Origin of the sequence: Pseudomonas sp. GL-B-19, assembly GCF_019956415.1 — a bacterium.
Classification (GTDB): Bacteria; Pseudomonadota; Gammaproteobacteria; order Pseudomonadales; family Pseudomonadaceae; genus Aquipseudomonas.
The window spans coordinates 15610-27249 of the sequence record NZ_JAHBDK010000060.1 but is presented as its reverse complement, the minus strand read 5'-3'; the positions used below and the strand labels follow the sequence as shown (position 1 = coordinate 27249).

Sequence of the window (11640 nt, the reverse complement as noted above, 5' to 3'; positions counted from 1 at the left end):
CCCGCTAGCGTCGAGCCTGCACGTTCTTTCCTGACCTGCTCGACCCAGCGGCGCAACGCAGTAGGGCCGATATCGAAGTTGGCGCAGACCTCAAGAATGGGCTGGTCTTCATCAAGCACCATGCTTGCAGCATTGAGCTTGAACTCGCTGGAATAGGACTTTCGCATCATCATGCACACCTTAGATTTGGGCGCCATCATAGCGCCCTATTGAGGTGTCCAATTTCATTAGGCCAGATCAGCCTGCTCGCGATTGCGGTGTGACAGGTTTTAATGAACTTGACTGACACTGCGCAATCGCGAGCAGGCTCGCTCCCACAGGGGATGGTGGGTACTTCGCCGAAGGCGGGTTTTTGCGTAAAATGCCGGCCTTTCGTCACACCTCACGGATTTCGCGACATGGGCACTCTTACGGTCAACCAGAACAAACTGCAAAAGCGCCTTCGCCGTCAGGCCGGTGAGGCGGTTGCCGATTTCAACATGATTGAAGACGGCGACAAGGTCATGGTCTGCCTGTCCGGTGGCAAGGACAGTTACACCATGCTCGACGTGCTGATGCACTTGCAGAAGGTCGCACCGATCAAGTTCGAGATTGTGGCCGTGAACATGGACCAGAAGCAGCCAGGTTTCCCGGAGCATGTGCTACCGGCCTATCTCAAAGAGCTGGGCATCGAGTACCACATCGTCGAGAAAGACACCTACTCGGTGGTCAAAGAACTTATTCCTGAGGGAAAGACCACCTGCTCGCTATGCTCGCGTCTGCGTCGCGGCACGCTGTACACCTTTGCCGATGAAATCGGTGCGACCAAAATGGCCCTCGGTCATCACCGTGACGACATCGTCGAGACGTTCTTCCTGAACATGTTCTTCAACGGCTCGCTCAAGGCCATGCCGCCAAAATTGCGCGCCGACGATGGCCGCAACGTCGTCATCCGTCCGCTGGCCTACTGCAACGAAAAAGACATTCAGGCTTACTCGGACTTCAAGCAATTCCCGATCATCCCGTGCAACCTCTGCGGTTCTCAGGAAAACCTGCAACGTCAGGTGGTCAAGGACATGCTGCAAGACTGGGAGCGCAAGACCCCGGGCCGTACCGAAAGCATTTTCCGCAGCTTGCAGAACGTGATCCCGTCGCAATTGGCGGACCGCAACCTGTTTGACTTCACCAGCCTGAAAATCGACGAAACGGCGGCTTCGCGCTTCGTTAACGTGGTCAACCTCTAAACACAATCACTGTGGGAGCCAGCCTGCTGGCGATGGCGGTGGGTCAGACACATCATTGTTGACTGACCCGTCGCTATCGCCAGCAGGCTGGCTCCCACAGTGGTCTATTCATTTACTCATCAGGAGAGGGCATGCGCGATTACAAGTGGCTGAACGAATACTGTCTGAACCGCTTTGGTTCAGCAGCTGAACTGGAAGCCCATCTGCCCGTTCCGAAAACCCCGGCGCAATTGCGCAAGATCAGCGACGACCGCTACCTCTCGACCATGGCGCTGCGCGTGTTCCGTGCCGGGCTCAAGCACAGCCTGGTGGATGCCAAGTGGCCGGCCTTCGAAGAAGTGTTCTTCAAATTCGACCCTGAAAAAGTCGTGCTGATGAGCGCCGAACACCTCGAGCGCCTGATGCAGGACGCGCGAATCATCCGTCACTTGGGCAAGCTCAAGAGCGTGCCGCGTAATGCACAGTTCATTCTGGACGTGGCGCATGAGCACGGCAGCTTTGGCGCGTTGATCGCTGATTGGCCGGTAACGGATATCGTCGGGTTGTGGACATACCTGAAAAAGCGCGGCCATCAATTGGGCGGGTTGTCGGCGCCACGTTTCTTGCGCATGGTCGGCAAGGACACCTTTGTGCCGAGCTACGATGTGGTCGCGGCGTTGAATGCACAGAAGATCGTCGACAAGGTGCCGAGCAGTTTGCGGGATCTTGCCTTGGTGCAGGATGTGTTCAACCAGTGGCATGAACAGAGTGGCGGGCGGCCGATGAGCCAGATTTCTATGATGTTGGCTTACACAGTGAATCATTGAGACCGAGTCGCCCGCATCGCTGGCAAGCCAGCTCCTACAGCGGATTTGTGTCGTCCACACATCCCCTGTAGGAGCTGGCTTGCCAGCGATGCGGTCTGTCAGGCGACGGAAATCTCGCCTTCACCGGCGAGCTTGCGATTGAGCTGAAACCGCCACCGCACATACAACAGCGCCGAGCAGAATACCGCCAGGCTCGCGCCCATCTCCAGCAACCCAAACAGCTGCCGGTTCGGGTCATACGCCGCGAGTGCGCCCTTGATGAAATACAGGTTCACCACAAAACACATCCACGAATGCCCACGGGCGCTGCCGATAATCATCCCCGGTGCGAGCAACAGCAGCGGCACCAGTTCGATCAGCAAAATCACCCACGGCCGCGCGCCATGCAGGTCGGCAAACACCAGGTAGTAGGCGCACAACAGCCCAACCAGACCGAAAAAGCACAGTAGGCTGACGACGCGCATCGCCCGCACCCGTGGTTCGAGCCATTCAATGGAGGGCAGAATCTTCGGCTTCTTGGCCACGTCAGTTCCCCAGCTTTTGCGCAGTCTTCGCCAACCGCAGGCCCAAGGCCCGGCACAGCGCCACTTCATGTTCATTCAAGCCGCTTTTGCCATCGGCCCCGGCGTGATGGCTGGCGCCATACGGCGTGCCGCCACCACGGGTTTCCAGCAAGGCGGATTCGCTGTAAGGCAGACCGGTGATCAGCATGCCGTGGTGCAGCAGCGGCAGCATCATCGACAGCAGCGTGGTTTCCTGACCGCCGTGCAGGCTCGCGGTGGAGGTGAACACGCCGGCCGGCTTGCCCACCAGCGCGCCGGTCAGCCAGAGGTTGCTGGTGCCGTCCAGAAAGTATTTGAGCGGCGCCGCCATGTTGCCGAATCGGGTCGGGCTGCCCAAGGCCAGGCCCGCGCAGTTCTTCAGGTCATCGAGGCTGGCGTACAGCGCGCCGGCGTCCGGAATGTCAGGCGCCACGGCTTCACATTCGGTGGAGATCGCCGGCACGGTGCGCAGGCGCGCTTCCATCCCGGACTGCTCGACGCCACGGGCAATCTGTCGGGCCATTTCATTGGTCGAGCCACTGCGGCTGTAATACAGAACCAGAATGTACGGTGCGCTCACGGCAGCAACTCCAGCACGCTCTCTGGCGGACGGCCGATGACGGCTTTGTCGCCGACTTCGAGAATCGGTCGCTCCATGAGTTTCGGGTGAGCAGCGATGGCCGCGATCAATTGCGCTTCGCTCAGGCTGCTGTCGGCCAGGTTGAGGGTTTTGTATTCGTCCTCGCCAGTGCGCAGCAGTTGCCGGGCGCTGAGGCCAAGCTTGGTCAGCAAGCTCTGGATTTGCACGGCGTCCAGCGGGGTTTCGAGGTAGCGCACGACAGTCGGAGTCAGGCCGCGGGCTTCGAGCAGTTCGAGCGCACCGCGGGATTTCGAGCAGCGCGGGTTGTGATAAAGCGTCAGATCGGTCATGGGCGGGTCGCTTCTTGCGTAAAGTGGCAGCTATTCTAACTGTGCAGCGCGTAATCCTGAACCTTGCGAGGCGATGGGTCGCAGGCGCATTCAATTTTGAACAAGGAACACGACATGACAAGGCGACTGGCAGCGGCATTGGCGATTTTCGGGGCGTTGATGCTGGGGGGCTGCGGCAATGACTATGGCGTCGACCAGAACGGCCAGAAAGTTGCGTCCGAACGGCTGGACAAACAATGGGTGGTGCTCAATTACTGGGCCGAATGGTGTGGCCCATGCCGGACCGAGATTCCGCAGTTGAATGCGTTGGCTGATCAATTGAAAGACAAGAAGATTGGCGTGTTCGGGGTCAACTTCGACAATGTGCAGGGTGAAGAACTGAAAAGCGCCAGTGAAAAACTGGGGATCAAGTTCACGGTACTGGCTTCAGACCCGGCCGATCTTTTTGAACTGCCGCGCAATGAGGCCCTGCCGGTGACGTACATCATCGATAACAAGGGCAAGGTGCGCGAACAGCTGATGGGCGAGCAGACGGCGGCGGGGGTGATGGCGAAGCTTGAGGCGTTGCAGGCAGTCAACTGAGATGACCGTTATGATCGTTCCCACGCTCTGCGTGGGAACGCCGCCAGGGACGCTCCGCGTCCCTGTGACGCAGAGCGTCACTTGATGCATTCCCACGCAGAGCGTGGGGAACGATCGGGTAGAAGGATCAACCCTCTTCAAGCCACCATCGCAATGGCTTGCCTTGCGCCGGCCAGAAGCGCATCTGCTCAATCGGCGAAACGTCCCAGCGCTGTACGCCTTCCAGCGCCTGCAAGAAGCGCTTTTCCTGCTCCATGAGCGCTGGCGCACAGAGCTTGCGGGTGCTGCCGATCTTGCCGAAGCTCAACTTGTCGCCTTCCAGGGTATACGGCGCGAACCAATGGTTGCAGCCGCCATTGCCATAGGCCCGACCGTCTTCACCGAGGGTGATGGTCAAGTGGCTGTAGTCCATCAATGGATTTTCGCCGATCCATTCCAGAATGTAGCTACGATTTTTTTCGAGTTGCACCGGCTCGGCGGCGCAGCCCAGCAGGCTGGCACCGACCATGGCGGCCAGAGCGAGGCGTTTCATCACGCAGGCTCCTGGCATTTCGGGCACAGGTGTTTCTCGCCAACCGAGGTCCAGCCCAACTCGGTAATCCGCGCCGTGGCAGCGGGCTTTTCAGCCTTGTTGCCGAGCTTGGCGTCGACCGCGAACTCAAAGCTCAGCGCTTTGGCACAGCTGTCGCAATTGACTTCCCAGGTGTGGATCGCCAGTTCGCCGAACACCGGGCCACTGCTCACTGCGACCCATTGGCCTGGCGGGTTGATCAAGTGGCGAACCGTTTCGACGGTCAGGCGCATGGACAAGTCCTTGCTGCCTTTAAGGGTCACTACCAGCACGTCGCCAATCCGGATCGAGCCGCCGTTGCCGGTGACTTGATAACGCCCCGGCACAAGGGCGCGGCATTCGGTGAGGGTGTGTTGCGGGTTCATCAGGGTGTAGCGGAAATCGTGTTCGACCATGGGTCCTCCAAATATGCGCGGTATGCTATCACGGGCCTGCGTGCAGCATGGCGCGGGTGGATGACCTTCGATCAGGTTCAAACGACCTTCCAAAGCCTGAGTCAATCAGCCCTCGACCTGATTCTGCGGCGTACCGGCGGCCCAGGCCACGATGTTTTGCAAGGTCGTCGCGGCAATCGCGCCCAGCGCTTCGCGGGTCAGGAAGGCCTGGTGCGCGGTGATGATCACATTCGGGAACGTCAGCAGCCGCGCCAGCACATCGTCTTGCAGCGGCAGGTCGGACCGGTCTTCGAAAAACAGCTGTGCCTCTTCTTCGTACACATCGAGCCCCAGATAGCCCAATTGGCCGTCCTTTAATGCGTCGATCAGCGCCGGCGTGTCCACCAGACCGCCACGCCCGGTGTTGATCAACATCGCGCCGGGTTGCATGTGCACCAGTGAATTGCGGTTGATCAGGTGTTTGCTCTGCTCGTTGAGCGGGCAATGCAGGCTGATGATCTGCGACTCGGCGAGCAGTTCCGGCAGGCTCAAGTAGCGGGCGCCAAGGGCTTCGACTTGCGGGTTGGGGAATGGATCGTAGGCCAGTAGCTGGCAGCCGAAGCCGTTCATGATCTTGGCAAACGTTGCGCCGATCTGCCCGGTGCCGACCACGCCGACGGTCTTGCCCACCAAGTCGAAGCCGGTCAGCCCGTGCAGGCTGAAGTCGCCTTCGCGGGTGCGGTTATAGGCACGGTGCAAGCGGCGGTTGAGTGCCAGGATCAGCGCCACCGCATGTTCAGCCACGGCGTGTGGCGAGTAGGCCGGGACGCGCACGATCGACAATCCCAGCAATTTCGCCGCCGCCAGATCAACGTGGTTGTAACCGGCCGAGCGCAGGGCGATCAGGCGTGTGCCCCCAGCCGCCAGACGTTCCAGCACCGGGGCGCTGAGGTCGTCATTGATAAAGGCGCAGACCACCTCGTGAGATTGCGCCAGCGCCACGGTATCGAGGCTCAGCCGCGCGGACTGAAAGTGCAGCTCGATACCGGCGGGCAGGTCGGCGCTCAGAAAACTGTCGCGGTCGTAGATCTGGCTGCTGAAAAGAATCGTGCGCATGAGTCCTCCTGGATAACTCGGTCAAGGCTTTATGTAGCAGCTGGCGAAGCCTGCGTCCGGCGGCGCAGCCGTCGTAAATCAGGAAAACGTGGTTTACCTGAAAGACCGCAATGTCTGATTTCACGACGGCTGCGCCGCCGGACGCAGGCTTCGCCAGCTGCTACAAGGGCCAGCTTAGCGCTTATGGTGATCGGCGCGGTTGCGCTGCATCAAGCGTTGATACGGGCATGAGCGGCCAGGCGATTGATCGCCCGTTCGAGCTCTTCCAGTGCGCCGGGCGCTTTCGGATCCTGTTGCTTGAGCAGCGTTTCACTGCGCTGACAGGCGGCGCGCAGTTGCGGGACGCCGCAATAACGGGTTGCCCCGTGCAAGCGATGGACGCGCTCGATCAATGCATTCCAGTCGTTGCTTTCCCGGGCCGTGCGAATGGCCTCGCGGTCGGCCTCAAGCGAGGCCAGCAACATCGCCAGCATGTCCGCAGCCAGATCCGCTTTGCCAGCGGCCAGACGCAAACCTTCTTCGGGGTCGAGCACCTGCAAATCATGCCCGCCGCCGTGGCTGTCGCTGGAACGTTCCGGTCCATGATTGCGCAGGGCCAGGCCTGTCCACTTCAACACCACCTGCGCCAATTGCCGCTCACTGATGGGTTTGGTCAGGTAATCGTCCATGCCGCTTTGCAGCAGCGCACGTTTTTCATTGGCCATGGCGTGGGCAGTGAGAGCCACGATCGGCAATGGTGTGCAATGCCGTTCACTTTCCCACTGACGAATCGCTTCGGTACTTTGACGCCCATCCATGCCGGGCATTTGTACGTCCATCAACACCAGATCGAAGGTTTCGTTGTGCACTGCCTTGACCGCCGCGTAACCACTTTCCACGGCCAGCACCTTGGCGCCCATGTCTTCGAGCAGGGTTTGTACCAGCAACAGGTTGGCCGGGTTGTCATCGACGCAAAGCACCTTCGGCGCACGGCTGGACAGCGGTTCGCCGGGTTCGCTGCGTTGCTGGCGCGGGTTGACCAAGTCGGATAAGGCCCTACGCAGTTTGCGGGTGCAGGCCGGTTTGGCCTGAAGCTGACTGTGCGGGTTAGGCACCGAGAGATGGAACAGTGTCTGCTCGGTGGTTGGACACAGCACCAGGACTTTGCAACCCAGGTGTTCGAGGTCCCAGATGTGCTGGTTGAGACGCTCCGGCGGCATGTCGTTGCTGGTGATGCCAAGCACCGCCAGATCGATGGCCTGATCGGTCTGATGCGCGCCGGTCACGCCATTGGTCAGGCTCTCCAGGGTATTGAACGGCGTTACGCTCAGGCCGCAGTCTTCCAGTTGATGCTGCAACGCTTGCCGCGCCAGCTCATGGTTTTCCAGCACCGCCACGCGGCGCCCGAGCAGGGGAGGGCCTGGCAGGTCTTCGGCGTCATCGCGGGTCTTGGGCAGACTCAAGCTGATCCAGAACTCCGAACCTTCGCCCGGTGTACTATCGACGCCAATTTCGCCGCCCATCTGCTCAATCAGTCGTTTGGAAATCACCAACCCCAGCCCCGTGCCGCCGGGTTGCCGGGACAACGAGTTATCGGCCTGGCTGAAGGCCTGGAACAGCGCGCGCACGTCCTGGTTCGACAGGCCGATGCCGGTGTCCTGAATGCTGATGCGCAGTTGCACGCTGTCTTCATGCTCTTCTTCAAGCATGGCGCGGGCAACGATGGTGCCTTCACGGGTGAACTTGATCGCGTTGCTGACCAGGTTGGTGAGGATCTGCTTGAGCCGCAACGGGTCGCCCACCAGCGATAAGGGCGTGTCGCGATACACCAGACTCACCAGTTCCAGCTGTTTGGCGTGGGCCGCCGGAGCGAGGATGGTCAGCGTGTCCTGCAGCAGGTCGCGCAGGTTGAACGGAATATTGTCGAGCACCAGTTTGCCGGCCTCGATTTTCGAGAAGTCGAGGATTTCGTTGATGATCCCCAACAGGCTGTCGGCGGATTTCTCGATGGTGTCCAGGTAGTCGAGCTGGCGCGGCGTCAGTTCGCTTTTTTGCAGCAGGTGCGTGAAGCCGAGAATGCCGTTGAGCGGCGTGCGGATTTCATGGCTCATGTTGGCCAGGAACTCGGATTTGATCCGGCTCGCTTCCAGGGCTTCCTTGCGCGCCAGGTCCAGCTCGATGTTCTGGATCTCGATGGTTTCAAGATTCTGGCGCACGTCTTCAGTGGCTTGGTCGACGCTGTGCTGCAATTCTTCCCGCGCATTTTGCAGGGTGCCGGCCATGCGGTTGATGCCGGACGCCAGGTCATCCAGTTCCTGACTGCCGAGGGGTGGCAAGCGGGTTTCCAGATGACCGTCCTTGAGTTGCGCTACCGCCAGTTTGATCTGGCTGATCGGTCGGTTGATGGTCCGCCCCATCCGCAGTGCCAGCAGCGCCGCGCCGGCCAGACCGGCGGCGATCATCAGCAGGCTGGCAAACAGGCTGCGGTAACCGCGCAGCAACATGCCGCTGTGGGACAGTTCGATTTCGACCCAGCCGAGCAGGCGGTTGGCTTCATCGGGAATCAAGTCGCCGGCCAGGTTGCGGTGTTTGCCAAACACCGGCAGCAGATAACGCGTCGCATCGTTGCCGCTGCGGCGCAGCATCTGCGAGCCGTTGCCCACCGGTGCCTGATTGAGCATGGTCGGGCCGGCGTGGGCCAGCAGCGTGCGGTCGGGGGCGAGGAGGGTCACTGCGCGCACGTCCGCTGTTTCCAGCGACTGGGTGGCGATACGCTCCAGCAGGTCATTGTCCTTGCGACCCATGGCCGGGGCCACCAGGGGCGCAAGCTGTTCGGCAATCATCTCGCCGCGCTGCAATAGCTGGGATTGCAGGTCGGATTGCTGCATCCAGGTGAAATAGCCGCCCAGGACCAATGCCATCAGAGTCGTCGGCAACAAGGTCAGCAACAGCACGCGGCCTTCAATTCCCAGTTTCTTGAGCACGCATTTCTCCTGCATCCAGCGATTGATTGACCTGCGTGTACGTCCGGTACGCGCCACCCGGGCAGTGTAGCGAGTTGCAGGCAGGCAATCTTCGTAAAATTGATGTCGTCATTCGTCGGACGCCGTGCTGCTTTTGCGTCTTGGGCAAACCTTGGGTTGCCCATCGGCAGGCAATCTTGAATAATCAGTCAACTGAGAATTATTTGCAGATACTCATGACTCCCATCTCTATTGGCCATCCCCGAATCCTTTCCATCGAAGACGACCTCGTGCTCGGTGCGTATGTGCACGAACATTTGGGACGTTGTGGTTTTCAGGTGACCTGGTGTCAGAACGGCCAGGAAGGCCTGGCCATCGCGCGTCAGCAAGCCTTCGATGTAGTGTTGATGGATATTCTGTTACCGGGCCTGGACGGCCTCAATGTGTTGACGCAGTTGCGCCAGAGCCATTCCACCCCAGTGGTGCTGATGTCCGCACTGGGCGCCGAAGAGGATCGCATCAGCGGCTTTCGCCTGGGGGCCGATGATTACTTGCCAAAACCGTTCAGCATGGCCGAATTGCGCGTACGCATCGAAGCGATCCTGCGTCGGGTGGCGCTCGACCGGAGGCCAGAGCCGGCACTGCTGGCCAGTGAGGCGGACAGTCTGCATTTCGACGATGAACTGTGTGAGGTTTTCTATGGCGAACACGCCGCCGGCCTGACCCGCAGCGAGTATCGATTGCTGGAAACACTCAATCGCAATGACGATGAGGTGTTGAGCAAAGCCTTCCTTTATCAGCACGTGCTGCAACGTGGTTACGCCGCCCATGACCGCAGTCTCGATATGCACATCAGTCAGATCCGCCGCAAACTCAAAGGCATCGGTTATACCGAGCGGGAAGTGCGCACGGTCTGGGGCAAGGGTTACGTATTGAGTGCGGCCGATGAAATGGTCTGACCTGCCAGGCCGGCACTCGCTGTTCTGGAAACTCGCCTGTTTGCTGGTAGCGTTTTGTCTGCTGATGATCTGGCTGAGTTGGTCCTGGGGCCGGTACATGGAACAGAAAAACCTGTTCTTGTCCGAAGAGGCCAGGCTCACGCTGACCCGCTACGCTGCCGAAGCCGAGCAAGCCTGGAATCAACGCCAGAGTGCAGGCGTCGATGTCTGGCTGCAGGCTATCGGCAAGCGCGAGACATCGTGGGTCGGTGTCATCGGCGCTGACTTGCAGTCGTTGAGCAGCTATCCGCTGACGGAAAAAGAAGTTCAGCGCCTGACCTTTTTGCGCGGACTTGATTGGCCAACGAGTCGCCACACCAGAGGCTTGCCATGGTTGAGAATCCCCTTTCCAAACGACCCGGCGGCCGGCAGCCTGGTGATCGAGCTGCCCCAACGCTTTGTTCCGGGGCAATACCGGCTTTTCTGGCGGGTGATCACCAACGGCATCATTCCGGGATTGTTCACGCTGTTGTTATGCGTCGGTCTGTATCGACTGCTGGTCGTGCCGTTGAACAGTCTGCGCGAACAGGCCAACGCCTGGCGCGCGGATCAGTTGAACGTGCGCTTGTCGAGCAGCACCACCAATCGTTCGGATGAGCTCGGTGAGTTGGGCAGGGCCTTCGATCACATGTCCGAGCGCCTGCAAAGCACCGTGGCCTTGCAGCAACAATTACTGCGTGACCTGTCACACGAATTGCGTACACCGCTGAGCCGCTTGCGGGTGGCCAGCGAAAGCGAGCAGGAACTGTCAGCGTTGCGCGAGCGTATCGGTCGGGAGGTCGATGGCATGCAGCGTCTGGTGGAAGACACGCTACAACTGGCCTGGCTCGACACCGAGCGTTCACCGTTGCCCGATGAAGCGATCCAGATTCAGGCACTGTGGGAAATGCTCACGGAAAATGCTTGCTATGAAAGTGGTTGGCCGGGCAGTCAATTGCACTGCACGGTGGATTCATCGTGTTGGGTTCGCGGCAATCTCAACACCCTGGCGCAGGCGCTGGAAAACATTCTGCGCAACGCCATTCGTCATTCGCCGAAGGGCGGCGTGGTGAGTCTCGGTGGGCGGCACGATGGCGACTTCTGGCATTTGTGGCTGAAGGATGAGGGCGGCGGGGTGGCTGAGGCCGATCTTGAACGGATCTTCAGTCCGTTCATTCGACTCGATGGCTCGCGTCCCGGGGATGGCGGGTTTGGGTTGGGGTTGAGCATTGCGAGGAATGCGGTGCGGCGGCAGGGAGGACAGCTTTGGGCTCAGAACACTGGGACGGGGTTGCGGCTGAATATGCGGTTGCTGGCTGAAAATGATGGCGTCAGTGATGACGCCATCGCGAGCAGGCTCGCTCCCACAGTGGAGATGAGTCGCCCACAAATGGCGTGATTCCACCCACCCCTTCAAGTCTAAACATACAAGCGAGCCTGCTCGCGATGAGGCCCTCCCAGCCACCCAAGTTTTGATTTTGCCGGAGCGTTCCCGTTCTTATGTACGACCTTTCCTAAAGGGTATTGCTGACACCTTATGCCTGACACGACGGAATAGACTCGCGTTTTTCCTCGTC

At 59.8% G+C, this 11640-nt stretch carries 13 protein-coding genes; 5 read left to right on the top strand and 8 right to left on the bottom strand.

Going from position 1 to position 11640, the window contains the following annotated elements; genetic code table 11:
• Nucleotides 1-167, bottom strand: a 167-nt coding sequence (locus KGB06_RS22685; protein ID WP_223511913.1) for a transposase, incomplete at its 3' end; no start/stop codon positions are given.
• Between the two features lie 231 nt (nt 168-398).
• On the opposite strand from KGB06_RS22685, the gene ttcA reads away from it, so the two are divergent.
• Together ttcA and KGB06_RS22675 are read left to right on the top strand one after the other, a co-directional pair.
• Nucleotides 399-1223 (top strand): tRNA 2-thiocytidine(32) synthetase TtcA, encoded by an 825-nt coding sequence (gene ttcA / locus KGB06_RS22680; RefSeq protein ID WP_109785173.1) that lies wholly within the window; start codon nt 399-401, stop codon nt 1221-1223.
• 131 nt (nt 1224-1354) lie between these two features.
• Complete coding sequence (locus KGB06_RS22675) at nt 1355-2029, top strand: DNA-3-methyladenine glycosylase I (protein ID WP_223519742.1); 675 nt, start codon at nt 1355-1357, stop codon at nt 2027-2029.
• Nucleotides 2030-2127: 98 nt separating this feature from the next.
• Here the strand turns inward: KGB06_RS22675 and KGB06_RS22670 are convergent, their stop codons facing one another.
• Genes KGB06_RS22670 through arsC form a run of 3 tightly spaced genes read right to left on the bottom strand, consistent with a single transcriptional unit; the run spans nt 2128 to nt 3501 of the window.
• Nucleotides 2128-2553 carry a DUF2069 domain-containing protein gene (locus KGB06_RS22670; protein WP_223519740.1) on the bottom strand — a complete coding sequence of 142 codons (426 nt, stop codon included), beginning with the start codon at nt 2551-2553 and terminating at the stop codon, nt 2128-2130.
• Nucleotide 2554: 1 nt separating this feature from the next.
• Nucleotides 2555-3151, bottom strand: coding sequence for an NAD(P)H:quinone oxidoreductase (gene wrbA, locus KGB06_RS22665; protein ID WP_223519738.1), 597 nt, complete (start codon nt 3149-3151; stop codon nt 2555-2557).
• Nucleotides 3148-3501, bottom strand: coding sequence for an arsenate reductase (glutaredoxin) (gene arsC / locus KGB06_RS22660; RefSeq protein WP_223519736.1), 354 nt, complete (start codon nt 3499-3501; stop codon nt 3148-3150). Before arsC ends, wrbA begins: the two co-directional genes overlap by 4 nt.
• Nucleotides 3502-3615: 114 nt before the next feature.
• Here arsC and KGB06_RS22655 point away from each other — a divergent pair, with 114 nt between their 5' ends.
• Nucleotides 3616-4083, top strand: a complete 468-nt coding sequence (locus KGB06_RS22655; RefSeq protein ID WP_223519734.1) for a TlpA disulfide reductase family protein — start codon at nt 3616-3618, stop codon at nt 4081-4083.
• A gap of 127 nt (nt 4084-4210) precedes the next feature.
• Here the strand turns inward: KGB06_RS22655 and KGB06_RS22650 are convergent, their stop codons facing one another.
• The 4 genes from KGB06_RS22650 to KGB06_RS22635 form a co-directional block, all read right to left on the bottom strand.
• A complete protein-coding gene (locus KGB06_RS22650; protein ID WP_223519732.1) occupies nt 4211-4615 on the bottom strand; it encodes an META domain-containing protein in 405 nt (134 codons plus the stop codon).
• A complete protein-coding gene (locus KGB06_RS22645; RefSeq protein ID WP_223519730.1) occupies nt 4615-5049 on the bottom strand; it encodes a hypothetical protein in 435 nt (144 codons plus the stop codon). Before KGB06_RS22645 ends, KGB06_RS22650 begins: the two co-directional genes overlap by 1 nt.
• A 105-nt stretch (nt 5050-5154) precedes the next feature.
• Nucleotides 5155-6144, bottom strand: a complete 990-nt coding sequence (locus tag KGB06_RS22640; protein ID WP_223519728.1) for a 2-hydroxyacid dehydrogenase — start codon at nt 6142-6144, stop codon at nt 5155-5157.
• A 209-nt stretch (nt 6145-6353) separates the two neighbouring features.
• Complete coding sequence (locus KGB06_RS22635; RefSeq protein WP_223519727.1) at nt 6354-9107, bottom strand: response regulator; 2754 nt, start codon at nt 9105-9107, stop codon at nt 6354-6356.
• Between the two features lie 215 nt (nt 9108-9322).
• Here KGB06_RS22635 and KGB06_RS22630 point away from each other — a divergent pair, with 215 nt between their 5' ends.
• Entirely contained in the window at nt 9323-10045 is a 723-nt protein-coding gene (locus KGB06_RS22630; RefSeq protein WP_223519725.1) for a response regulator transcription factor, read from the top strand.
• Nucleotides 10032-11462, top strand: a complete 1431-nt coding sequence (locus tag KGB06_RS22625; protein ID WP_223519723.1) for a sensor histidine kinase — start codon at nt 10032-10034, stop codon at nt 11460-11462. Before KGB06_RS22630 ends, KGB06_RS22625 begins: the two co-directional genes overlap by 14 nt.
• The last annotated feature ends 178 nt before the right edge of the window (nt 11463-11640 follow it).

What these genes read in the sequence shown, in the direction of transcription:
- ttcA (WP_109785173.1), top strand. Translation starts at nt 399, where the DNA reads ATGGGCACTCTTACGGTCAACCAGAACAAACTGCAAAAGCGCCTTCGC.
- KGB06_RS22675 (WP_223519742.1), top strand. Translation starts at nt 1,355, where the DNA reads ATGCGCGATTACAAGTGGCTGAACGAATACTGTCTGAACCGCTTTGGT.
- arsC (WP_223519736.1), bottom strand. Translation starts at nt 3,501, where the DNA reads ATGACCGATCTGACGCTTTATCACAACCCGCGCTGCTCGAAATCCCGC.
- KGB06_RS22655 (WP_223519734.1), top strand. Translation starts at nt 3,616, where the DNA reads ATGACAAGGCGACTGGCAGCGGCATTGGCGATTTTCGGGGCGTTGATG.
- KGB06_RS22650 (WP_223519732.1), bottom strand. Translation starts at nt 4,615, where the DNA reads ATGAAACGCCTCGCTCTGGCCGCCATGGTCGGTGCCAGCCTGCTGGGC.
- KGB06_RS22645 (WP_223519730.1), bottom strand. Translation starts at nt 5,049, where the DNA reads ATGGTCGAACACGATTTCCGCTACACCCTGATGAACCCGCAACACACC.
- KGB06_RS22640 (WP_223519728.1), bottom strand. Translation starts at nt 6,144, where the DNA reads ATGCGCACGATTCTTTTCAGCAGCCAGATCTACGACCGCGACAGTTTT.
- KGB06_RS22630 (WP_223519725.1), top strand. Translation starts at nt 9,323, where the DNA reads ATGACTCCCATCTCTATTGGCCATCCCCGAATCCTTTCCATCGAAGAC.
- KGB06_RS22625 (WP_223519723.1), top strand. Translation starts at nt 10,032, where the DNA reads ATGAAATGGTCTGACCTGCCAGGCCGGCACTCGCTGTTCTGGAAACTC.